The sequence below is a fragment of the Bacillus sp. DX3.1 genome (assembly GCF_030292155.1).
Classification (GTDB): domain Bacteria; phylum Bacillota; class Bacilli; order Bacillales; family Bacillaceae_G; genus Bacillus_A.
In genome coordinates this window covers 3,538,122-3,563,269 of record NZ_CP128153.1, presented here as the reverse complement: position 1 = coordinate 3,563,269, position 25,148 = coordinate 3,538,122, and the positions used below count along the sequence as shown (strand labels likewise).

Sequence of the window (25,148 nt, the reverse complement as noted above, 5' to 3'; positions counted from 1 at the left end):
AATGAGCGTATTAGTTAATAAAGATACAAAAGTTATTGTACAAGGTATTACAGGTTCTCAAGGTTTATTCCATACAAAACAAATGCTTGAATATGGTACGAAAATTGTCGGTGGTGTAACGCCTGGTAAAGGTGGTACTGACATTGAAGGTGTACCAGTATTTAATACGGTAGAAGACGCTGTAAAAGCAACAGGTGCAAACGCTTCTGTTGTGTATGTTCCACCCGCTTTTGCGGCAGATGCAATTATGGAAGCTGTCGATGCAGAGGTTGACTTAGTAGTATGTATTACAGAAGGTATTCCTGTATTAGATATGGTAAAAGTGAAGAAATACATGGAAGGTAAAAATACACGTCTTCTTGGACCAAACTGTCCAGGTGTTATTACGCCAGATGAATGTAAGATTGGTATTATGCCAGGATATATTCATAAAAAAGGTCATGTGGGTATCGTGTCTAGATCTGGTACGTTAACATATGAAGCTGTGCATCAATTAACACAAGAGGGGATCGGTCAATCAACTGCAGTTGGTATCGGTGGTGACCCTGTGAATGGTACAGACTTTATTGATGCTTTAAAAGCATTTAATGAAGATGAAGAAACACATGCTGTTATTATGATTGGTGAAATCGGCGGAACGGCAGAAGAAGAAGCTGCTGAGTGGGTACAAGCAAATATGACGAAGCCTGTTGTTGGCTTTATCGGTGGCCAAACAGCGCCTGCAGGCAAACGTATGGGCCATGCTGGTGCAATCATTTCTGGTGGTAAAGGTACAGCTGCTGAAAAGATTAAAACAATGGAATTTTGTGGTATTAAAGTTGCTGAAACACCAGCTGTTATGGGTGAAACATTAATCTCTGTTTTAAAAGAAAAGGGATTATTTGAAACTTGTAAAAACTACTAATCTTTTTGAAAGGCACCTTCGTTTAGAGGGTGTCTTTTTACACATTTTACTGTTAACATAATAAAAATTATGGGTAAGGAGAATGAACGTGAAAAATGAGAGATTACTTCATCTTCATTATATGTTGGCGGATCATTGGAAAGCGTTGAATCAACTATTAAAAATAGATCCAGATATAAATCGTATCTATACGTTTAGTTCCGCTCAATTTAAAAAGTATGCGGGACTATCTTCGGAAAAATCCTCTGAACTTGCTTCTTTCTTGCAAACATCAACTCCTGCCACTTGTATACGCCATTTAGAAAAAAATCATATTTTTTATGTCACGATATGGGATGAAGATTATCCACCATTACTGCGTGAAATTTCAGATCCACCGTATGTTTTATATGGAAGAGGAAAGAGGGAACTATTAGCAAAAGGTAATAAAATTGCAGTTGTTGGAACGAGAAATCCGTCTTTGTATGGGAAAGATAGCATACAATCTATTTTACAACCGCTTTTATGCAAAAAATGGATGGTTGTTAGCGGATTTGCAAGTGGAATTGATACGTTTGCTCATGAAATTACAGTTCAGCAGCAGAGTCCGACGATTGCGGTGTTAGGACATGGACTACAGTATATGTATCCGAAGGAAAATCACCTGCTTTATGAAACGTGGAAAGAACACATGCTCTTATTAACAGAATATCCACCCCATTATCCTCCGCGAAAATGGTATTTCCCAAAACGAAATCGAATTATAAGCGGTCTTAGTAAAGGTGTATTAGTTGTGGAAGCGAAAGCGCGGAGTGGCTCACTCATTACTGCTGACCTCGCTTTAGAACAAAATAGGGAGGTGTTTGCCGTTCCTGGCCCTATTTATGCGGAGGGTGCAGCGGGAACGAATCAGCTCATTCAGCAAGGAGCAAAACTTGTTCAAAAAGCAGAGGATATTCTAGAAGAATTTCTAAATTAACCTTATATTTTTATGTTTTTATTAAACAATTATTGACAAATGGTAGATTGTCGCTGTATGTTATACTCATTCTTGATTGACAAAAACAAGAGAAATCACTAAGATTAATGAAGACTTGAATCCACCTCTTAAGGAGGCACTAGCATGTCAGATTACCTCGTAATCGTGGAGTCGCCTTCTAAGGCGAAAACCATTGAGAAATATTTAGGGAAAAAATACAAAGTCGTCGCGTCTATGGGACATGTTCGCGATTTACCTAAAAGCCAAATGGGGATCGAAGTGAAAAACAACTTCACCCCGAAGTATATTACCATTCGTGGTAAAGGTCCTGTCTTAAAAGATTTAAAAACGGCAGCAAAAAAAGCAAAGAAAGTCTATCTCGCAGCCGATCCAGATCGCGAAGGAGAAGCGATTGCTTGGCATTTAGCGAATACGCTAAATGTAGACGTCGAGTCAGATTGCCGTGTTGTATTTAACGAAATTACAAAAGACGCAATTAAAGAGTCATTTAAACACCCTCGTGCAATTAATATGGATTTAGTAGATGCACAACAAGCAAGACGTATACTTGATCGTCTTGTTGGTTATAATATTAGTCCTTTATTATGGAAGAAAGTTAAAAAAGGATTAAGTGCAGGACGCGTACAATCTGTAGCGGTTCGCTTAATTATCGATCGTGAAAAAGAAATTCAAGCATTTATTCCTGAAGAATTCTGGACAATTAAAACGGAATTTGTAAAAGGAAAAGACACATTTGAAGCATCTTTTTACGGTGTAAACGGGGAAAAGGTTCAGTTAACAAATGAAGAGCAAGTAAATGACATCATTGAAAAGATGAAAGACAATGCATTTTCAGTTGAAAATGTAACAAAAAAAGAGCGAAAGCGTAATCCTGCACTGCCGTTCACAACATCGTCTTTACAGCAAGAAGCTGCACGTAAATTAAATATGCGAGCAAAGAAAACAATGATGCTTGCGCAGCAACTGTATGAAGGAATAGATATTGGAAAACAAGGAACTGTAGGTCTTATTACGTATATGAGAACAGACTCAACACGTATTTCAGAGACTGCTCAAGGAGAAGCACGTTCGTATATTACCGAAGCATTTGGTTCAGATTACATAGGAACAGAGAAAAGGAAGGAAACGAAAAAGGCAAATGCGCAAGATGCGCATGAAGCGATTCGTCCAACTTCCGTAATGAGAAAGCCAGATGAGTTGAAAAGTTACTTAAGTCGTGATCAGCATCGTTTGTATAAGTTGATCTGGGAGCGATTTGTTGCAAGTCAAATGGCATCTGCTATAATGGATACTGTTACAGCTAGACTCATTAATAACGATGTTCAATTCCGTGCAAGCGGATCAGTAGTGAAATTTCCTGGTTTTATGAAAGTATACGTGGAATCAAAAGATGATGGTGCGGAAGAGAAAGATAAAATGCTTCCTCCTTTAGAAATAGGGGAGACGGTACTTTCAAAAGATATGGAACCGAAGCAGCATTTTACACAACCGCCACCACGTTATACGGAGGCTCGTTTAGTTAGAACGCTAGAAGAGCTTGGAATCGGTAGACCGTCTACATATGTACCGACACTAGAAACGATTCAAAAACGAGGTTACGTTGGTTTAGATAATAAACGATTTGTTCCTACTGAGCTTGGTCAAATTGTAATTGAACTTATTTTAGAGTTCTTCCCAGAAATTATTAACATTGAGTTTACTGCTAATATGGAGCAAAATCTTGATGAAGTAGAAGAGGGAAAAGCAAATTGGGTAAAAATTGTCGATGATTTCTACGTAGGTTTTGAGCCGCGTTTGGAAAAAGCGGAGAAGGAAATGCGTGAAGTAGAAATTAAAGATGAACCTGCCGGGGAAGACTGTGAATTGTGCGGTCATCCAATGGTCTTTAAAATGGGTAAATTCGGGAAGTTTATGGCTTGTTCTAATTTCCCAGATTGCCGCAATACAAAACCGATTGTGAAAGAAATCGGTGTAACGTGTCCGAAATGTGATAAAGGACAAATTATTGAACGTCGAAGCAACAAAAAGAAACGTCTTTTTTATGGATGTGGTACGTATCCAGAATGCGACTTTGTTTCTTGGGATAAGCCGATTGGTCGGAAATGTCCGAAGTGCGAAGGAATGCTCGTAGAGAAGAAATTGAAAAAAGGTGTTCAAGTACAGTGTATTTCTTGTGATTATGAAGAAGAACAACAAATGTGAGCGTAACTGCTCACATTTTTTTCGGGATAGAAAAGGAATGGTGATATATATGACAACACAAGTGGTAAACGTCATTGGCGCAGGTCTTGCAGGAAGCGAAGCTGCTTATCAAATTGCAAAACGTGGTGTCCAAGTAAGGCTATATGAAATGCGACCAGTGAAGCAAACACCAGCACATCATACAGATAAGTTTGCTGAACTTGTATGTAGTAACTCGCTTCGTGCGAATACATTAACAAACGCTGTTGGTGTAATTAAAGAAGAAATGCGTCTTATGGATTCTGTTATTATTCGTGCAGCGGATGAATGCTCTGTACCAGCAGGGGGAGCTTTAGCAGTGGATCGCCATGAATTTGCAGCAAAAGTAACAGAGTATGTAAAAAATCATCCGAACGTAACGGTAATGAATGAAGAAATTACAGAAATTCCAGAAGGACCGACTGTTATCGCAACGGGTCCGCTTACTTCTCCATCGCTTTCTGCACAACTAAAAGAGTTAACGGGTGAAGATTATTTTTATTTCTATGATGCTGCTGCACCGATTGTTGAAAAAGACAGCATTGATATGAATAAGGTGTACTTGAAATCCCGTTATGATAAAGGGGAAGCGGCGTACCTGAACTGTCCGATGACAGAAGAAGAATTTGATCGTTTTTACGAGGCTTTAATTGCTGCAGAAACAGTTCCGCTGAAAGAGTTTGAAAAAGAAGTTTTCTTTGAAGGGTGTATGCCGGTTGAAGTAATGGCAAACCGCGGTAGACAAACATTAGTATTTGGACCAATGAAACCAGTTGGATTAGAAGATCCGAAAACAGGAAAACCGCCGTATGCGGTTGTTCAATTACGTCAAGATGATGCAGCGGGAACGCTTTACAATATTGTCGGTTTCCAAACACACTTAAAGTGGGGACCGCAAAAAGAAGTGTTGCAATTGATTCCTGGATTAGAAAATGCAGAAATTGTACGCTACGGTGTCATGCATCGTAATACTTTTATTAATTCACCTAGGTTACTTCGCCCGACATACCAATATAAAAATCGTGATGATTTATTCTTTGCTGGTCAAATGACGGGTGTAGAAGGGTATGTAGAATCAGCTGCTTCAGGACTATTAGCAGGTATTAATGCAGCACGCCTTGTTAAAGGAGAAGAGCCTGTTGTTCTGCCTCCTGTAACTGCAATGGGAAGCATGGCAAATTATATTACTGCAACAAATCCAAAAAACTTCCAGCCGATGAATGCGAACTTCGGTTTATTTATGCCACTAGAAAAGAAAATTAAAAAGAAACAAGAACGCAATGAAGCGTATGCAACACGCGCTTTAGAAACAATTCAAAATTTTGTAAATATTTAGTTAAATTTCTTGCAAAGGTTACTAGGTTGTGATACGATTTAGTAGCCTTTATTGAGGTGAGATGTATGGATGTGAACAATTTGTTACAATTATTCGTCGGATATTTACAAATTGAAAGAAATTATTCAAAATATACTATTGTAAGTTATCAGAATGATGTAGAACATTTTGTGCAATTTATGGAGCAAGAAGGCATATCCTCTTTTTTAGACGTTACATACATAGATGTTCGTTTATACTTAACAACCTTGCATGATGAACAGTTAGCCCGTAAATCTGTCGCAAGAAAAGTATCAAGTTTACGAAGTTTATATCGCTTTTTGATGCGTGAAGGATATCGAGAGGATAATCCGTTTGCACTTGCGTCACTCCCCAAAAAAGAATGGTCAATCCCAAAGTTTTTGTACGTTGAAGAGTTAGAAGAATTGTTTGAAGTTTCTGATACAGAAGAACCGTTAGGACAAAGAAATCAAGCTTTGCTGGAGCTTATGTATGCAACAGGGATTCGTGTAAGTGAATGTGTAAGTTTACAACTCAATGACATTGATTATTCCGTTGGGACAATTTTAGTGACGGGGAAAGGCAAAAAGCAAAGATACGTTCCGTTTGGAAGTTATGCACAAGATGCTTTAATTACGTATATAGAAAACGGGAGAAAGAAGTTAGCTAAAAAAACAGAGGAACACTCTCAAATGGTGTTTTTAAATGCAAAGGGTACGCCGTTAACAGATCGAGGTGTCCGTTATATTTTAAATGAACTCATTAAGCAAGCTTCTCTTACAATGCGAATCAGCCCACATATGTTAAGACATACTTTTGCTACACATATGCTAAATGAAGGGGCGGATTTACGAACTGTACAGGAGTTGTTAGGGCATGAAAATTTATCAACGACGCAAATTTATACGCATGTTTCAAAAGAAAGATTGCGTTCTGTTTACATGAAGCATCACCCACGAGCATAAATTGCTTTTAAAAGCTATAAAAACATATAAAGGAGTTTTTTCTATGGGAAATTTCCATGCTACAACGATATTTGCGATTCACCATAATGGAGAGTGTGCAATGGCTGGTGACGGGCAAGTGACGTTTGGAAACGCTGTTGTAATGAAGCATACAGCACGTAAAGTCCGAAAGCTATTTCAAGGAAAAGTGTTAGCTGGCTTTGCTGGGTCTGTTGCGGATGCATTTACTCTTTTTGAAATGTTTGAAGGGAAATTAGAAGAGTATAACGGGAATTTACAACGTGCTGCAGTTGAGATGGCGAAACAATGGCGAGGCGATAAAATGCTACGCCAATTAGAAGCGATGTTAATTGTTATGGATCAAACAACGTTACTTCTCGTATCGGGAACAGGAGAAGTGATTGAGCCGGATGATGGTATTTTAGCAATCGGTTCAGGTGGACATTATGCGCTTGCAGCCGGGCGTGCTTTGAAACAACATGCGAGTGAATATTTAACAGCAAAGGCGATTGCAAAAGCAAGTTTAGAAATTGCTAGCGATATTTGTGTGTATACAAATAACAACATTATTGTTGAAGAATTGTAGAATCGTAAGGGAGGCATTTCTATGCATTTACATTTTACTCCGCGTCAAGTTGTAGAGAAGTTGGATCAATATATTATTGGTCAAAAAGATGCGAAAAAAGCGGTTTCAGTAGCACTGAGAAATCGATATCGCCGCAGTAAGTTAGACGAAAATTTGCGCGACGAAATCGCTCCTAAGAATATTTTAATGATCGGACCGACAGGGGTTGGAAAGACAGAGGTAGCACGACGAATGGCGAAGCTCGTTGGAGCACCTTTTATTAAGGTTGAAGCAACAAAATTCACAGAAGTTGGCTATGTGGGCCGTGACGTTGAGTCTATGGTGCGTGACCTTGTAGAAACGTCAGTTCGAATCGTAAAAGAAGAGATGATGGTCAAAGTCAAAGATAAAGCTGAAGAACAAGCAAATCAACGACTTGTAGAAATTTTGGTACCAAGCCCACAAAAACAATCTGGATTTAAAAATCCGTTAGAGATGTTATTTGGTGGAAACCAAAATACAAATCAGACTACTGAAACGCAAGATGATATGGAAATTGAAAAAAAACGTCAAGATATCGAAAAACAACTTGCTTCTGGTCTGCTTGAAGATGAAATTGTATCGATTGAAGTTACGGAGCAACAGTCTTCCATGTTTGATATGCTTCAAGGAACAGGTATGGAACAAATGGGTATGAATTTCCAAGATGCATTAGGGAGTTTTATGCCGAAAAAAACAAAAAAACGCAAACTTTCTGTGAAAGAAGCAAGAAAACTCTTGACAAATGAGGAAGCACAGCGCTTAATTGATATGGATGAAGTTACACAAGAGGCTGTTTATCGTGCTGAACAGCTCGGGATTATTTTTATTGATGAAATTGACAAAATTGCTGGTAAGCAGTCGAATAGCGTGGACGTATCGCGTGAAGGTGTACAACGTGACATTTTACCGATTGTAGAAGGTTCAAACGTTGCAACGAAATATGGCTCAGTAAAAACGGATTATATTTTATTTATTGCAGCTGGTGCTTTTCATATGTCCAAACCTTCTGATTTGATTCCGGAGTTGCAAGGAAGATTTCCAATTCGAGTTGAATTAACGAAATTATCAGTGGATGACTTCGTGAAAATACTTGTGGAACCGGATAACGCTTTAGTGAAACAGTATATAGCATTATTAGAAACTGAAGGTATAGAAATTGAATTTTCAGACGAAGCTATTCGTAAGATTGCTGAGATTGCTTATCAAGTCAATCAAGATACGGATAACATTGGAGCAAGAAGACTTCATACGATTATGGAAAAACTTCTTGAAGATTTATCATTTGAAGCATCTGAAATTACGTTAGAAAAGATAACGATAACACCTCAATATGTAGAGGAAAAATTAGCGACAATTGCTAAAAATAAAGATGTGAGCCAGTTTATTTTGTAATAGTATCATCAGGTGACTCGCCCTAGTTTCCAAGTGATGAAAAATATGTAAGTAACATGTAGGAGGAACTTTTGAAATGGAATTATTAGCAAAAACGAGAAAATTAAACGCGTTATTACAAAGCGCAGCAGGAAAACCTGTAAACTTTAGAGAAATGTCAGATACAATGTGTGAAGTAATTGAAGCAAACGTATTTGTTGTAAGCCGTCGCGGTAAATTATTAGGATATGCAATTCATCAACAAATCGAAAACGAACGTATGAAACAAATGCTTGCAGAGCGTCAATTCCCAGAAGAGTATACACAAAGCTTATTTCACGTAACAGAAACATCTTCAAACTTAGGTGTTGAAAGTCAATACACAGCATTTCCTGTCGAAAATAAAGAATTATTTGGTCAAGGCTTAACTACAATCGTACCAATCGTTGGTGGTGGTGAGCGCTTAGGTACATTAGTGTTAGCTCGTCTTGGTCAAGAGTTTTTAGATGATGATTTAATCCTTGCTGAGTATAGCTCTACTGTAGTAGGTATGGAAATTCTGCGTGAAAAAGCAGAAGAAATCGAAGAGGAAGCTCGTAGCAAAGCAGTTGTTCAAATGGCAATCAGCTCATTATCATACAGTGAGTTAGAAGCAATCGAGCACATCTTCGAAGAGTTAAACGGAACAGAAGGTTTACTTGTTGCAAGTAAAATTGCTGATCGTGTAGGTATTACTCGTTCTGTAATCGTAAACGCACTTCGTAAATTAGAAAGTGCGGGCGTAATTGAATCGCGTTCTTTAGGTATGAAAGGAACGTACATTAAAGTATTAAACGACAAGTTTTTACAAGAACTTGCGAAATTAAAAACTAACTAATTGTTAGGGAAAGCTCTCTTCGTATGAGGAGAGCTTTTTTTATTCTATAAGAGACTCATCGTCTCCTAATAAGTAATAAATTCCTCTGCTAAAAGAAGGCCCACTTTATCCCGCTATTTGCGAGCGGTAATACCCCCACCTCAAAGTTCTGCAAGAAGCAAAGAAGTTAGGTGGGAGATAAGCCGCCCGTAAAAGCCCGGTTGGTGAGGGTAAATGATCAGTGGGGGATGAAGAAAAGCCTTACTGATCAAAGTTTCACTTTATAATAGTAGGGGCGCTTAAAGTAGAAAAAGAGTGGTAATACTGAAAATGAACCTTTGAAATGGACGTGTAAAATCATAATAAAAAAAGAAAGTTTTACAATGTTCGTATTTTCAACTTGATTGTGATATTTCATTATGATATAGTAATCAGTGGTGTCAGTACAAAGTACACACGTTTACTGATTTAAGTGTTGGTGCTACGCTTGTAGTTTCACTTAAAGATGAAGTGAACGGAGGATATCAGAAACCATTTAGGAGGAACAAAATCATGGCAGTAATTTCTATGAAACAATTGCTTGAAGCAGGTGTTCATTTCGGACATCAAACTCGTCGTTGGAACCCAAAAATGAAACGTTACATTTTCACAGAGCGTAACGGTATCTACATCATCGACTTACAAAAAACTGTGAAAAAAGTTGAAGAAGCTTTCAACGTAATGAGAAACATCGCTTCAGAAGGCGGTAACATTTTATTCGTTGGTACAAAAAAGCAAGCACAAGAAGCTATTAAAGAAGAAGCAACTCGTGCTGGTATGTACTTCGTTAACCAACGTTGGTTAGGTGGAACGTTAACAAACTTCCAAACAATCCAAAAACGTATCAAGCGTCTTAAAGATATCGAAAGAATGCAAGAAGATGGTACTTTCGAAGTACTTCCTAAGAAAGAAGTTGTTCAACTTAAAAAAGAGTTAGAACGTCTTGAAAAATTCTTAGGCGGTATTAAAGATATGAAAGGTCTTCCAAGTGCATTATTCGTAGTAGACCCTCGTAAAGAGCGTATTGCAGTTGCTGAAGCACGCAAATTACACATTCCAATCATCGGTATCGTTGATACGAACTGTGATCCAGACGAAATCGATCACGTAATTCCAGCAAACGATGATGCGATTCGTGCTGTAAAACTTCTTACATCTAAAATGGCAGACGCGATCCTTGAAGCAAAACAAGGTGAAGAAACTGTTACTGCGTAACAAATTTGGAAAGGTGATAAGGGGTTCGGCCTTTTATCACCTTTTTTAAGGTATATACATATTTTAGGAGGATGAAAAGTATGGCAATTACTGCACAAATGGTAAAAGAACTTCGCGAAAAAACTGGCGCAGGTATGATGGACTGCAAAAAAGCTTTAACAGAAACTAACGGCGACATGGAGAAAGCAATTGACTTCTTACGTGAAAAAGGTATTGCGAAAGCTGCGAACAAAGCAGACCGCATTGCTGCTGAAGGTTTAACTTATATCGAAGTAAATGGAAATGAAGCAGTTATTTTAGAGCTTAACTCTGAAACTGACTTTGTTGCTAAAAACGAAGGTTTCCAAGCATTAACAAAAGAATTAGCTGCTCACTTATTAGCTAACAAGCCTGCAACTATTGAAGAAGCTATGGCTCAAACAATCGGAAGCGAAGGCAAAACAGTAGAAGCTCACATCAACGAAGCAATCGCTAAAATTGGTGAAAAACTTACACTTCGTCGTTTCGAAATCGTATCAAAAACTGATGCTGATGCATTTGGTGCTTATCTACACATGGGTGGCCGCATTGGTGCACTAACAGTTCTTGAAGGAACTACAGAAGAAGATGCAGCAAAAGACGTATCAATGCACGTTGCAGCTGTTAACCCTAAATACATTGACCGTGATGCTGTAACAGCTGAAGAGGTTGAGCATGAGCGTCAAGTATTAACGCAACAAGCGTTAAATGAAGGCAAGCCTGAAAAAATCGTTGCAAAAATGGTTGAAGGTCGCCTAGGTAAATTCTTCGAAGAGATTTGCTTACTTGATCAAGCTTTCGTTAAAAACCCTGACTTGAAAGTTCGTCAATTCGTAGAGTCTAAAGGTGGCACAGTACGCGGATTTGTTCGCTACGCTGTTGGTGAAGGTATTGAGAAGCGTGAAGACAACTTTGCTGAAGAAGTAATGAACCAAGTAAAAGGTAACAACTAATAAAGACTAGGGAACACATTGTGTTCCCTTTTTTAAAATAAAGATGTAAGCAATTGGAGGTTCATTATGAGTCAACCGAAATATAATCGTGTCGTTTTAAAGCTGAGCGGTGAAGCTTTAGCTGGTGAAAAAGGGTTTGGCATTAACCCATCTGTTATTAAATCAGTTGCAGAGCAAGTAAAAGAAATCGCTGAATTAGATGTTGAAGTTGCAGTTGTTGTTGGCGGCGGAAACATTTGGCGCGGGAAAATTGGAAGCGAAATGGGCATGGATCGTGCAGGAGCAGATTACATGGGCATGTTAGCGACAGTTATGAATTCGTTAGCTCTTCAAGATAGCTTGGAGAATATCGGCATTCAAACACGTGTTCAAACTTCTATTGAGATGCGTCAAGTGGCAGAGCCTTACATTCGTCGTAAAGCAATTCGTCACTTAGAGAAGAAGCGTGTTGTTATCTTTGCAGCGGGTACAGGTAACCCTTACTTCTCTACAGATACGACTGCGGCATTACGTGCAGCGGAAATCGAAGCTGATGTTATTTTAATGGCGAAAAATAATGTAGATGGTGTTTATAGTGCAGATCCAAGTGTGGATCCAACAGCAACAAAATATGAGTCACTTACATATTTAGATGTATTAAAAGAAGGTTTAGGTGTAATGGACTCTACTGCTTCTTCTTTATGTATGGACAATGACATTCCATTGATTGTATTCTCTGTTATGGAAAAAGGAAATATTAAACGTGCCGTTCTTGGCGAAAATATCGGAACAATTGTAAGGGGGAAATAAAAATGGGACAACAAGTATTAAAAGCAACAAATGAAAAAATGGAAAAAGCAGTTTCAGCATACTCACGTGAGCTTTCAACAGTTCGTGCTGGTCGTGCAAGCGCAGCTGTATTAGATAAAGTACAAGTTGATTACTACGGTGCGCCAACTCCGGTTGTACAATTAGCAAACATTACAGTACCGGAAGCACGCTTACTTGTAATTCAACCGTATGATAAATCTTCTCTTGGTGATATTGAAAAAGCGATTTTAAAAGCAGATTTAGGTCTAAATCCTTCTAATGATGGAACAGTAATTCGTATTGCGTTCCCTGCATTAACAGAAGAGCGCCGCCGTGATCTTGTGAAAACTGTTAAAAAATATGCTGAAGAAGCAAAAGTAGCAGTTCGTAACGTACGCCGTGATGCAAATGATGATCTTAAAAAACTTGAAAAATCTGGCGATATCACAGAAGATGACTTAAGAGGATATGCAGAAGATATCCAAAAAGAAACAGATAAATATATTGCAAAAGTTGACGAAATCGCGAAAAACAAAGAAAAAGAAATCATGGAAGTGTAATAGCGATTCCTTCGCAAATATGACCCTCTTCTTAAGGGGGTCTTTTTACACTTTTAGGCATACGTCTGCTTGTTGGAGGGTATGAATGATGTTTAAAAAGCTTCCTTTTTTTAAGGGCAAAAAGGTCACATCGTTTGATCATCTCATTGAAGAAGCAAAAAAGGGGCATATCCCAGAGCATATTGCTATTATTATGGATGGTAATGGAAGATGGGCAAAAAGAAGAGCGATGCCTCGCATTGCAGGACATCATGAAGGGATGCAAGTTGTAAAAAAAATTACAAAGTTTGCTAGTAAACTTGATGTGAAAGTACTGACTCTTTATGCTTTTTCTACCGAGAACTGGAAAAGACCGAAAATAGAAGTCGATTATTTAATGAAGCTTCCAGAAGAATTTCTAGGTGCATTTTTACCAGAGTTGATTGAGGAAAATGTACAAGTTCGAGTAATTGGGCAAAAAGATCGTCTTCCTACGCATACGCGCAGAGCAATGGAAAAAGCCATGGAAGATACAAAAGAGAATACAGGATTAATTCTCAATTTTGCGTTAAACTATGGAAGTCGTGATGAAATTGTTTCTGCTGTGCAAAATATGATGAAGGATAACGAAGAAGGGAAAATTCGTTCGACAGAAGTAAATGAAGAAATGATTTCTTCTTACTTAATGACGAGAACATTACCTGATCCAGACCTGCTTATTCGTACGAGTGGAGAACTTCGTATTAGCAATTTCATGCTATGGCAAATTGCATATTCAGAACTTTGGTTTACGGATGTATATTGGCCAGATTTTACGGAAGAACATTTACTAAATGCAATTACAGACTTTCAACATAGAGGACGCAGATTCGGGGGCGTGTAGAAAGAGAGGGTTTGGTAGTGAAACAGAGAATTATTACTGGAGTGATTGCTGCCGCACTATTCATTCCCATCGTATTTTACGGTGGCGTGCCTTTTACAGTTTTAGTGTATGCACTTGCTTCAATTGGGCTATATGAATTAATTCGTATGAACAAGCTTACACTTATTTCGGTGCCGACAGTTTTAGCTGCATTATTATTGTGGATTATTTTAGTTCCAAGTAATGCACTGGGAATGTTTGGTTGGATTGGATTAGATAAATTAGAAATCACATTTGTGATTGTTTTGTTACTTTTATCATATACTGTCCTTTCGAAGAATACATTTACTTTTGACAATGCTTCATTTTTGCTTATGGCAACGACTTATGTTGCAATGGGATTCTTATATTTGAATGAAACAAGAATCGCTGGGATTCATTATGTGTTTTATGCATTATTTGTCATTTGGGCAACTGATTCAGGTGCATATTTCATTGGAAAAGCAATTGGAAAAAGAAAATTGTGGCCAGAGATTAGTCCGAATAAAACGATAGAGGGCTCATTGGGCGGTATTATTTGTGGAATTGTAGTTGCTTTTGTATACAACATGTTTTTCCAAGTTCATGGGAACATTGGAATGTTAATTGTTGTTACGATAGCCATTTCAATTTTTGGACAAATTGGTGATTTAGTACAGTCCGCATTTAAGCGTCATTATGGTGTGAAAGATTCAGGTACAATCTTACCTGGACATGGCGGAATATTAGATCGAACAGATAGCTGGTTGTTCGTATTACCTATTTTACATTTCTTACATTTCATTTCATAAACGAACGAGGGGTTGGAGTAATGAAAAACATTAGTTTATTAGGTGCAAGTGGATCGGTTGGAACGCAAACATTGGACGTATTGCGCTCGCACCCAGACCAATTCCGTCTCGTTGCTTTTTCTGTAGGGAAAAATATTGACCATGCAATACAAGTCATTCAAGAATTTTCTCCTCATCTCGTGTCAGTGCAAAGAGAGGAAGATGTTGTACGGTTGCAATCTGTTTCTGGAAATACGAAAGTCGTATACGGTGAAGAAGGTCTTTTAGAAGTAGCCCTTCATTCAGAGGCAGAGGTTGTTGTAAATGCTGTTGTAGGAAGCGTAGGACTATTGCCGACATTGCGTGCGATTGAAGCGAAAAAGACAATTGCAATTGCGAACAAAGAAACGTTAGTAACAGCTGGACATTTAGTAATGGAAGCTGCGCAAAAATATAACGTGTCCTTACTTCCTGTAGATAGCGAGCATTCGGCTATTTTTCAATGCTTGAATGGAGAAAATGAAAAGCGTATCTCTCGCCTAATTGTGACAGCATCCGGTGGAAGCTTTCGTGATAAGACGAGAGATGAATTGCATCATGTGACAGTAGAAGATGCACTTTGTCATCCAAACTGGTCAATGGGTTCGAAAATTACAATTGATTCTGCTACAATGATGAATAAGGGATTGGAAGTTATCGAAGCACATTGGCTTTTCGGTATTTCTTATGAGCAAATCGATGTTGTTTTACATAAAGAGAGCATCATCCATTCTATGGTTGAATTTAAAGATCGCAGTGTAATGGCACAACTTGGTTCACCTGATATGCGTGTACCAATTCAATATGCACTTACATATCCAGATCGTTTACCACTTCAGAATACAAAACAGTTAAACCTATGGGAAATAGGAACATTACACTTCGAGCAAATGAATCAAGAGCGTTTCCGTTGTCTCCGTTTTGCATATGAAGCAGGGAAAACAGGAGGAAGTATGCCAACTGTGATGAATGCGGCAAATGAAGCTGCTGTAGAAGCTTTTTTACAAAAGAAAATCGGTTTCCTAAAAATAGAAGACCTTATTGAAAAAGCAATGCACCATCACAATGTCATTGCACGTCCGAGCTTAGAGGAAATTCAGGAAATCGATGCGGCCACAAGACGGTTTGTGATGGAACAAATTTAGCAAAGGTGGTTATGGAATTGAATACAGCGATTGCCTTTATATTAATTTTCGGTGCACTCGTATTTTTCCATGAGCTAGGGCATCTATATTTTGCAAAAAGAGCAGGCATTTTATGTCGTGAGTTTGCAATTGGTTTTGGACCAAAAATATTTTCGTTTGAAAAGAATGAAACAGTTTATACAGTTCGACTACTTCCACTTGGAGGCTATGTTAGAATGGCTGGTGAAGATGCGGAAACGGTGGAATTAAAACCAGGGAAAAAAGTTGGACTTGTTTTAAATGAGAACGAAGAGGTTATAAAATTAGTTTTAGACCAACGTGAAAAGTATCCAAATGTTCGTGTGATTGAAGTGGAACAAGCTGATTTAGAACATAATCTCACCATTTCTGGTTACGAAGAGTATGAGGAAGATTTACAAACATTTCGTGTGAATGAAAAAGCACGTATTGTTTCAGCGGGGGAAGAAATACAAATCGCTCCGTTTAAAAGACAGTTTGGTTCTAAAACGTTAGGACAGCGAGCGTTAACAATTTTTGCAGGACCTGCTATGAACTTTATACTGGCATTTGTTATCTTTGTCATCATTGGATTGGTACAAGGGATTCCTATAGATAAGCCGATGATTGGGAAAGTAATGAAAGATAGTGTTGCAGAGCAGGCAGGATTAAAGCAAGATGATACGATTCAAATGATTAATGGTAAAGATACAAACACTTGGCAAGATGTTGTAACAATCGTGCGTGAAAACGCAAATAAAGAAATTACGATGAAAGTACAACGTGACGATAAGCCATTTACTGTAAAAGTAACGCCTTCTGCTGATAAAGAGGGCAAGGAGGAAGTTGGTAGAATTGGTGTATACTCTCCAGTAGAGAAATCTATTTTTGGTTCTATTAAATCTGGATTTGAACAAACATATACATGGACAAAAATGATTTTTGTTTCCCTTATTCAATTGGTAACAGGACATTTTTCAATTGATGATTTATCTGGTCCAGTAGGTATTTATAATTTAACAGATCAGGTGGTAGAGTATGGGCCGATTCGTGTTCTTAGCTTAGCGGCTGTTTTAAGTATAAACCTTGGTTTATTTAACTTATTGCCAGTTCCAGCTCTTGACGGAGGACGCCTTTTCTTCTTCTTAATTGAAGCCTTGCGCGGGAAACCGATTGATCGCCAAAAAGAAGGAATGGTCCATTTTATTGGTTTTGCTTTATTAATGCTACTTATGTTAGTTGTTACATGGAATGATATTCGGAAGTTTTTCTTATAAAGTGAAACTTCTATCAAAGAGAGTTTTCTTCATCTTCCACTGATAGAAAGCTTTCAACAATCGGACTCTTTGGGGCAGTTATCTCCCACCTTACTTCTTTGATTTCTCTGAATCTTAAGGTGAGGAGGGGGCTGCCCCTTAGAGCGGAATAAAGAGGTGCTAATAGATGAAACAAAGTATGGTATTTAGTCCTACACTACGTGAAGTGCCAGCTGATGCTGAGATTAAAAGTCATCAGTTATTACTCCGTGCAGGATTTATGCGTCAAAATGCTTCAGGTATTTATAGCTTTCTCCCACTTGGCTTGAAAGTATTGCATAAAGTAGAACGTATTGTTCGAGAAGAAATGGAACGAGCGGGAGCAGTGGAACTATTAATGCCAGCTCTTCAAGCGGCTGAATTATGGCAAGAGTCGGGCCGCTGGTATTCTTACGGTTCCGAATTAATGCGTATGAAAGATCGTAATGATCGTGAGTTTGCTTTAGGAGCAACACATGAAGAGGTAATTACTGATCTTGTACGTGACGAAATTAAGTCCTATAAAAAATTACCTTTAACACTATATCAAATTCAAACAAAATTCCGTGATGAGCAGCGACCTCGTTTTGGCTTGCTACGCGGAAGAGAGTTTTTAATGAAGGATGCATATTCTTTCCATGCGACGCAAGAAAGTTTAGATGAAGTATATAATCGTCTTTATCAAGCGTATTCGAATATTTTTGCTCGTTGTGGTTTAAATTTCCGTGCAGTTATTGCTGATTCTGGAGCAATGGGCGGAAAGGATACACACGAATTTATGGTATTATCCGATGTTGGAGAAGATACAATTGCGTATTCTGATACATCTGATTATGCTGCAAATATTGAAATGGCACCTGTTGTCACTTCCTATGAAAAACGTGATGAGGCGGAAAAGGAACTTGAAAAAGTAGTAACGCCAGATCAAAAAGCAATTGAAGAAGTATCTGCATTCTTAAATATTGAAGCTTCAAATTGCATTAAATCTATGGTTTTTAAAGTAGATGAGAAATTTGTCGTTGTACTTGTTCGCGGAGATCATGAAGTAAATGATGTAAAAGTGAAGAACGTATACGGTGCTTCAGTTGTGGAACTTGCTTCTCATGAGGATGTAAAAGAGCTGTTACAATGTGAAATTGGTTCTTTAGGACCGATTGGTGTAGCAGGAGATGTAGAAGTAATTGCTGACCATGCTGTACAAGCAATTGTAAATGGTTGCTGTGGTGCAAATGAAGAAGGTTTCCATTATGTAAATGTAAATCCAGAGCGTGACTTTAAAGTAAGTCAATATACAGATTTACGTTTCATCCAAGAAGGAGATCAATCTCCGGATGGAAATGGAGTAATCCGCTTTGCACGTGGCATTGAAGTTGGACATGTATTTAAACTAGGTACACGTTATAGTGAAGCGATGAATGCAACGTTCTTAGATGAAAACGGAAAAGCTAAGCCACTTATCATGGGATGCTACGGTATTGGGGTATCTCGTACAGTAGCAGCGATTGCTGAACAATTTAATGATGAAAATGGTTTGATTTGGCCAGTAGCTGTTGCACCGTACCATGTGCATGTGATTCCAGTAAATATGAAATCTGATGCACAACGTGAAGTAGGCGAAAACATCTACAGTTCATTACAAGAGCAAGGTTATGAAGTATTATTAGATGATCGTGCAGAGCGTGCAGGTGTAAAATTTGCTGATGCTGATCTATTCGGTCTTCCAGTTCGAGTAACGGTTGGTAAAAAAGCCGATGAAGGTATCGTTGAAGTAAAAGTACGTGCTACAAATGAATCTGCTGAAGTAAAAGTTGAAGAACTTCACACATACATTGCAAATATTTTAAAATAAGACGAGGTACCTCATTATGAGGTACCTTCTCTTGCTATGTGAAGTGAAAAATTATTAATTAGAAGGAAGAAATCTTTCCTTGCTGAAAGTTTCAATTTATAATAGCGAATGGAAGGAGGTTGCTTATGTCGTTAACGAATGAACAACAAGAACGGTTTCAAATTTTATTGCAGCAGTTGCAAATGCCGGAAAACCTTGTAAGTCAATATTTGCAAGGCGGTGGTATTCAAAGATTGGTTGTTGATAAAGTAAATAAAAGTTGGCATTTTGATTTACAAGTGCCACGCATTTTGCCAACAGATCTATATGAATTGTTAGAAACGCAACTCAGGCAGTCATTTTCACATATTGCAAAAACAACTTTTGCATTAGAATCAGAGAATAAACAATTTACGGAGGAAGAGGTACAAGCATATTGGCCACTTTGTACAAATAGAATTACATTTTCTCCTATGTTTGCATATTTAAAAAAGCAGCTTCCACATGTGAATGGGGTCAAGCTGTCGTTAAATGTAAATAATGATTTAGAGGCTACAACATTGAAGAAAAATCTTGCGAAACCGATTGGAGATCAATATGAAACATTTGGGTTCCCACGCTTTCAGCTTGAAACAAATGTAAAACAAAATGATGAGGAAGTTCAAAAGTTTCGTGAACAAACACAGCAAGAAGATCGTCAGCGTGTCATACAAGCCATGGAAGAAATGGCAAAACGACAAGCGGAAGAGAGTGACACAGTACATGAAGGGCCAATTGTACTTGGATATCTCATTAAGCCCGATGAGGAGATTACACCACTTCGCGAAATTCAAGATGAAGAAAGACGAAAAACTGTACAAGGTTATGTCTTTCATGTGGAAACGAAAGAACTTCGAAGCGGCCGTACGTTATTAACGTTAAAAATAACAGATTATACCGATTCAATCATGATTAAAATGTTTTCGCGTGATAAAGAAGATATTCCGCTCCTACAATCATTGAAAAAAGGTATGTGGGTGAAAGCACGTGGGTCGGTACAAAACGATACGTTTGTCCGTGACTTAGTCATGATTGCCAACGATATTAATGAAATTACAGGCCCGTCTCGTAAAGATAAAGCACCTGAAGGAGAAAAACGGGTAGAGCTCCACTTGCATACACCGATGAGTCAAATGGATGCAGTCACTTCAGTATCTAGACTTGTTGCTCAAGCAGGGAAATGGGGACATGAAGCGATAGCAATTACAGATCATGCAGTTGCACAGTCCTTCCCAGAAGCATATTCAGCCGGAAAAAAAGCAGGAATAAAAGTGATTTATGGTGTAGAAGCTAATCTTGTAAATGATGGTGTACCGATTGCTTATAATGAGGAACATCGTTTATTGGCAGATGAAACATACGTCGTCTTTGACGTAGAAACGACTGGGTTATCGGCTGTGTATGATACGGTCATCGAATTAGCTGCTGTAAAAATTAAAGACGGCGAAATTATTGATCGATTTGAATCGTTTGCAAACCCGCATCAACCGCTATCTGCAACAATTATTGAGTTAACGGGTATAACGGATGATATGTTAACTGATGCACCAGAAGTAGGAGAAGTATTTAAAAAGTTTGAGCAGTGGATGGGTGATCATACACTTGTTGCCCATAATGCAAGCTTTGATATGGGCTTTTTAAATGTTGGCTTTAAGAAGAGTGGATTAGAAAAGCCGAAAAATCCGGTTATTGATACATTGGAGTTAGCTCGTTTTCTATTTCCAGATATGAAGAATCATCGTTTGAATACGATGTGTAAAAAGCTTGATATTGAATTAACGCAGCATCACCGTGCGATTTATGATACAGAAGCAACAGGTTATTTACTTGTTAAAATGCTAAAAGATGTCATTGAAAAAGGGTTTGAATATCACGATCAATTGAATGACAGTATGGGACAAGGTGATGCGTATAAACGTGGTCGTCCAAGTCACGCAACGCTACTTGCAACATCAGATGTTGGATTGAAAAATTTATATAAGCTTGTTTCGTATGCACATTTAAACTACTTTTATCGTGTGCCTCGTATTCCTCGTTCCTTATTAAAGAAATATCGCGAAGGCATAATAGTTGGTACAGCTTGTGATAAGGGCGAAGTGTTTGAAGCGATGATGCAAAAAGCGCCGGAAGAAGTAGAGGAAATTGCACAGTTTTATGATTACATTGAGGTTATGCCTCCAGTCGTGTTACGACATTTAGTGGAGCTCGAGTTTGTTCGAGATGAGGGACAGCTAAAAACGATCATCTCTAACCTAGTAAAATTAGGTGAAACGTTAAATAAACCCGTAGTTGCAACTGGGAATGTACATTATCTTGATCCGGAAGATGCTATGTACCGTAAAATCTTAGTGAGTTCGCAAGGCGGGGCAAACCCATTAAATCGTCATTCTCTGCCGCCCGTGTATTTCCGAACAACAGATGAAATGTTAGAGTGCTTCTCCTTTTTAGGGGAAGAGAAAGCAAAAGAAATTGTTGTTACAAACACGAACAAGGTTGCATCGATGATTGGAGAAGTTCATCCGGTAAAAGATGATCTATATACACCGAAAATTGAAGGTGCAGATGATGAAACACGGGATATGAGTTATAAAATGGCACGCAGTATCTATGGTGATGAATTACCAGAAATTGTAGAAGCACGTTTGGAAAAAGAATTAAAAAGTATTATTGGACATGGTTTTGCCGTTATTTATTTAATTTCACATAAACTCGTGAAAAAATCACTTGTAGATGGCTATCTTGTTGGTTCACGTGGATCTGTAGGTTCATCATTCGTTGCAACGATGATGGAAATTACGGAAGTAAATCCATTGCCACCGCATTATGTTTGTCCAAAATGTAAGCATTCTGAGTTCTTTAATGATGGATCTGTAGGTTCTGGTTTTGATTTACCGGATAAAGATTGTCCAACTTGTCATGTGCCATATGTAAAAGATGGCCATGATATTCCGTTCGAAACGTTCCTTGGATTTAAAGGAGATAAGGTACCGGATATAGATTTGAATTTCTCTGGGGAATATCAACCACGTGCCCATAACTATACGAAAGTACTGTTTGGTGAGGATTATGTATACCGTGCTGGAACAATTGGTACAGTTGCGGAGAAAACGGCCTATGGTTATGTCAAAGGTTATGCATCAGATCATAACTTAACAATTCGAAATGCTGAGGTTGATCGGCTTGTCGCTGGTTGTACCGGGGTAAAACGTACAACAGGGCAGCATCCAGGTGGTATTATCGTTGTACCTGATTACATGGACATATTTGATTTTTCACCAATTCAATTCCCAGCAGATTCAGTAGGAGCGGAGTGGAGAACGACACACTTTGACTTCCACTCGATCCATGATAATTTGTTAAAACTTGATATACTTGGCCACGATGATCCGACCGTCATTCGTATGCTCCAAGATTTGAGTGGAGTTGATCCGAAAACAATACCAACAGATGACCCCGAAGTGATGAAAATCTTCTCAGGACCGGAGTCTCTAGGGGTTACAGAAGAACAAATTAATTGTAAAACGGGTACACTCGGTATACCGGAGTTTGGTACAAAATTCGTACGACAAATGTTAGAGGAAACAAAACCAACGACATTCTCAGAGCTCGTCCAAATTTCTGGACTATCTCATGGTACGGACGTATGGCTTGGTAATGCAAATGAACTCATCTATAACGGTACATGTACGCTGAGCGAAGTTATCGGTTGTCGTGATGATATTATGGTGTATTTAATCTATCAAGGATTAGATCCATCATTAGCGTTTAAAATCATGGAATCAGTGCGTAAAGGTAAAGGTGTACCTGAAGAATGGGAAGCGGACATGCGTACGAACAATGTACCTGGTTGGTATATCGATTCATGTAAAAAGATTAAATACATGTTCCCTAAGGCACATGCGGCCGCTTATGTACTAATGGCTGTACGTATTGCCTACTTCAAAGTACATTTCGCACTCTTGTTTTATGCGGCATATTTCACAGTTCGTGCAGATGACTTTGATTTAGATGCGATGGTAAAAGGTTCAGCATCAATCCGCGCGAGAATTGATGAAATTGCGCAAAAAGGGTTAGATGCTGCACCAAAAGAGAAAAGTTTACTAACAGTGTTAGAAATGACACTTGAAATGTGTGAACGCGGTTATTCATTCCAAAAGGTTGATTTATATCGTTCGAGTGCAACTGACTTTATTATTGATGGGGATACATTGATCCCGCCATTTAATGCTATACCTGGTCTTGGCACAAACGCTGCATTAAATATTGTAGCAGCGCGTCAAAATGGTGAGTTCTTATCAAAAGAGGATTTACAGCAACGGAGTAAAATTTCTAAAACAGTCATAGAGTATTTAGATAGTCAAGGTTGTTTAGGTGATCTGCCAGATCAAAACCAGTTATCGCTGTTCTAGTAGGCAGGAAAATTCTTTGCAAAACGGTATTTGCTATGTTATACTATGAAGCGAGATAACCATGTCATGTATATTTTGCAAAAAAAAGAGTGGGGAAACCCACTCTTTCGTGTTACTATCTATGTTTCTATACCTATTAGGTGAGAGATTTCTGTCGTATATACATAATTTGTTACAAGTTTTACTTCTTAAATTTGGTAATACTAAGACAGATATTCCCTGCTTAACGGCAGGGGCTTTTGTTAGCTAACGAGAAAGAATAAGATAGACCGCGATCTAACAAATGTAGCGGAATGTTTTCTTTCGAATGGTACATGGCGGCAGAAAGGAGGCTGTTTATGGATAAGAAAGTCACAGAAGTTGTTGAAGCACTTGCACAGCCGATTGTTGAAGAATTAAATCTTGAACTTGTAGATGTAGAATATGTGAAAGAAGGAAAAGACTGGTTTCTACGCATATTCATCGATTCTGAGACAGGAATAGATATTGAAGAATGTGGTGCGGTAAGCGAACGTTTAAGCGAAGCTTTAGATAAAGAGGATCCAATTCCTCACCTTTACTTTTTGGATGTATCGTCTCCTGGAGCAGAGCGCCCATTGAAGAAAGAAAAAGACTTCCAGCAAGCGGTAGGAAGACAAGTGGCAATTAAAACATATGAGCCAATTGATGGTGAAAAAATGTTTGAAGGAAAGCTACTGTCCTATGATGGTACAACAATTACACTATTATTAACAATTAAAACACGTAAAAAGGAAATCCAAATTCCGATGGAAAAAGTTGCGAAAGCGCGACTTGCTGTTACGTTTTAGTTAGAAGGGGGATCTTCATGAGCACGGAGTTGTTAGATGCTTTGCTCGTATTAGAATCAGAAAAAGGTATTAGCAAAGATATTATTATTGATGCGATTGAAGCAGCTTTAATCTCTGCTTATAAACGCAATTTTAACCAAGCACAAAACGTGCGTGTTAGCTTTAACCCTGAAGTGGGAACAATTCAAGTTTTAGCACGTAAAGATGTTGTAGACAGTGTGTTTGACCCACGTCTTGAAATCTCTGTAGAAGAGGCAAGACATATTAATCCGAACTATCAAGATGGCGACATATTAGAAATTGAAGTAACGCCAAAAGATTTCGGACGTATTGCAGCACAAACTGCAAAACAAGTTGTAACACAACGTGTACGTGAAGCGGAACGCGGCGTTATTTATTCAGAATTTAGCGACCGTGAAGAAGACATCATGGTTGGTATTGTGCAGCGTCAAGATGCTCGTTTTATTTATGTAAGCTTAGGGAAAGTAGAAGCACTATTACCTGTAAGTGAGCAAATGCCAAACGAACAATATAAGCCGCATGACCGCATCCGTGTCTTTATTACAAAAGTAGAAAAAACGACAAAAGGCCCACAAATTTACGTATCACGTACGCACCCAGGTCTTTTAAAACGTTTATTTGAAATTGAAGTACCAGAAATTTATGATGGAACAGTAGAAATTCGTTCTGTAGCACGTGAAGCAGGCGATCGTTCTAAAATTTCTGTATATGCAGAGAATATCGATGTTGATCCAGTAGGTTCTTGCGTAGGTCCAAAAGGACAACGTGTACAACGTATTGTAGATGAACTAAAAGGTGAAAAAATTGATATTGTTCGCTGGTCAAATGATCCAGTTGAATATGTAGCAAATGCTTTAAGTCCATCGCAAGTTGTAAAAGTACTTGTGAACGAAGAGGAAAAAGCAACGACTGTAGTTGTTCCAGATCACCAACTTTCATTAGCAATCGGTAAGCGTGGACAAAACGCAAGACTTGCAGCGAAATTAACGGGCTGGAAAATTGATATTAAAAGCGAGTCTGATGCGAAGCAACTAGGCATTGTAACAGAAGAAGACAACATAATCGCATTCGATTCAGTTGAAGACGAAATCGAATAGAGGTGAT

At 38.4% G+C, this 25,148-nt stretch carries 20 protein-coding genes; all 20 read left to right on the top strand.

The features are described 5' to 3' along the window. Nucleotide 1: 1 nt before the first annotated feature. The 20 genes from sucD to nusA all read left to right on the top strand — a co-directional run bounded on the left by sucD (nucleotide 2) and on the right by nusA (nucleotide 25,141). Nucleotides 2-904, top strand: coding sequence for a succinate--CoA ligase subunit alpha (sucD, locus tag QRE67_RS17685; protein WP_286121536.1), 903 nt, complete (start codon nucleotides 2-4; stop codon nucleotides 902-904). An 88-nt stretch (nucleotides 905-992) separates the two neighbouring features. Continuing rightward, a complete protein-coding gene (gene dprA / locus QRE67_RS17680; protein ID WP_286121535.1) occupies nucleotides 993-1,862 on the top strand; it encodes a DNA-processing protein DprA in 870 nt (289 codons plus the stop codon). 144 nt (nucleotides 1,863-2,006) lie between these two features. Beyond that, a complete protein-coding gene (gene topA / locus QRE67_RS17675; RefSeq protein ID WP_286121534.1) occupies nucleotides 2,007-4,085 on the top strand; it encodes a type I DNA topoisomerase in 2,079 nt (692 codons plus the stop codon). 49 nt (nucleotides 4,086-4,134) lie between these two features. Then, nucleotides 4,135-5,439: an FADH(2)-oxidizing methylenetetrahydrofolate--tRNA-(uracil(54)-C(5))-methyltransferase TrmFO gene (trmFO, locus tag QRE67_RS17670; RefSeq protein WP_286121533.1), complete on the top strand. Its 1,305-nt coding sequence runs from the start codon at nucleotides 4,135-4,137 to the stop codon at nucleotides 5,437-5,439. Between the two features lie 65 nt (nucleotides 5,440-5,504). Then, a complete protein-coding gene (gene xerC, locus QRE67_RS17665) occupies nucleotides 5,505-6,404 on the top strand; it encodes a tyrosine recombinase XerC (protein WP_286121532.1) in 900 nt (299 codons plus the stop codon). A gap of 43 nt (nucleotides 6,405-6,447) precedes the next feature. Next, nucleotides 6,448-6,990 (top strand): ATP-dependent protease subunit HslV, encoded by a 543-nt coding sequence (gene hslV / locus QRE67_RS17660; RefSeq protein ID WP_286121531.1) that lies wholly within the window; start codon nucleotides 6,448-6,450, stop codon nucleotides 6,988-6,990. Nucleotides 6,991-7,011: 21 nt separating this feature from the next. Further along, the gene (gene hslU, locus QRE67_RS17655; RefSeq protein ID WP_286121530.1) at nucleotides 7,012-8,403 is read left to right on the top strand and encodes an ATP-dependent protease ATPase subunit HslU; all 1,392 of its coding nucleotides are present in this window, start codon (nucleotides 7,012-7,014) and stop codon (nucleotides 8,401-8,403) included. Between the two features lie 76 nt (nucleotides 8,404-8,479). Then, nucleotides 8,480-9,259: a GTP-sensing pleiotropic transcriptional regulator CodY gene (gene codY / locus QRE67_RS17650; protein WP_286121529.1), complete on the top strand. Its 780-nt coding sequence runs from the start codon at nucleotides 8,480-8,482 to the stop codon at nucleotides 9,257-9,259. 531 nt (nucleotides 9,260-9,790) lie between these two features. Then, nucleotides 9,791-10,492: a 30S ribosomal protein S2 gene (rpsB, locus tag QRE67_RS17645; protein ID WP_286121528.1), complete on the top strand. Its 702-nt coding sequence runs from the start codon at nucleotides 9,791-9,793 to the stop codon at nucleotides 10,490-10,492. An 80-nt stretch (nucleotides 10,493-10,572) separates the two neighbouring features. After that, nucleotides 10,573-11,463 (top strand): translation elongation factor Ts, encoded by an 891-nt coding sequence (tsf, locus tag QRE67_RS17640; protein WP_286121527.1) that lies wholly within the window; start codon nucleotides 10,573-10,575, stop codon nucleotides 11,461-11,463. A 66-nt stretch (nucleotides 11,464-11,529) separates the two neighbouring features. Further along, nucleotides 11,530-12,252, top strand: a complete 723-nt coding sequence (pyrH, locus tag QRE67_RS17635) for a UMP kinase (RefSeq protein WP_286121526.1) — start codon at nucleotides 11,530-11,532, stop codon at nucleotides 12,250-12,252. Between the two features lie 2 nt (nucleotides 12,253-12,254). Then, nucleotides 12,255-12,812: a ribosome recycling factor gene (gene frr, locus QRE67_RS17630; RefSeq protein WP_286121525.1), complete on the top strand. Its 558-nt coding sequence runs from the start codon at nucleotides 12,255-12,257 to the stop codon at nucleotides 12,810-12,812. A gap of 85 nt (nucleotides 12,813-12,897) precedes the next feature. Then, nucleotides 12,898-13,674 carry an undecaprenyl pyrophosphate synthase gene (gene uppS / locus QRE67_RS17625; RefSeq protein ID WP_286121524.1) on the top strand — a complete coding sequence of 259 codons (777 nt, stop codon included), beginning with the start codon at nucleotides 12,898-12,900 and terminating at the stop codon, nucleotides 13,672-13,674. A gap of 17 nt (nucleotides 13,675-13,691) precedes the next feature. Further along, complete coding sequence (locus QRE67_RS17620) at nucleotides 13,692-14,483, top strand: phosphatidate cytidylyltransferase (RefSeq protein ID WP_286121523.1); 792 nt, start codon at nucleotides 13,692-13,694, stop codon at nucleotides 14,481-14,483. Nucleotides 14,484-14,503: 20 nt separating this feature from the next. Beyond that, complete coding sequence (gene dxr / locus QRE67_RS17615) at nucleotides 14,504-15,646, top strand: 1-deoxy-D-xylulose-5-phosphate reductoisomerase (protein WP_286121522.1); 1,143 nt, start codon at nucleotides 14,504-14,506, stop codon at nucleotides 15,644-15,646. A gap of 17 nt (nucleotides 15,647-15,663) precedes the next feature. Then, complete coding sequence (gene rseP, locus QRE67_RS17610) at nucleotides 15,664-16,920, top strand: RIP metalloprotease RseP (protein WP_286121521.1); 1,257 nt, start codon at nucleotides 15,664-15,666, stop codon at nucleotides 16,918-16,920. Between the two features lie 166 nt (nucleotides 16,921-17,086). Further along, on the top strand, nucleotides 17,087-18,787 hold the full coding sequence (locus tag QRE67_RS17605) for a proline--tRNA ligase (RefSeq protein WP_286121520.1): 1,701 nt from the start codon (nucleotides 17,087-17,089) through the stop codon (nucleotides 18,785-18,787). Nucleotides 18,788-18,912: 125 nt separating this feature from the next. Beyond that, nucleotides 18,913-23,214, top strand: a complete 4,302-nt coding sequence (locus QRE67_RS17600; RefSeq protein WP_286121519.1) for a PolC-type DNA polymerase III — start codon at nucleotides 18,913-18,915, stop codon at nucleotides 23,212-23,214. A 338-nt stretch (nucleotides 23,215-23,552) separates the two neighbouring features. Further along, complete coding sequence (gene rimP, locus QRE67_RS17595; protein ID WP_286121518.1) at nucleotides 23,553-24,023, top strand: ribosome maturation factor RimP; 471 nt, start codon at nucleotides 23,553-23,555, stop codon at nucleotides 24,021-24,023. 17 nt (nucleotides 24,024-24,040) lie between these two features. Beyond that, entirely contained in the window at nucleotides 24,041-25,141 is a 1,101-nt protein-coding gene (nusA, locus tag QRE67_RS17590; protein WP_286121517.1) for a transcription termination factor NusA, read from the top strand. Nucleotides 25,142-25,148: the final 7 nt, after the last annotated feature.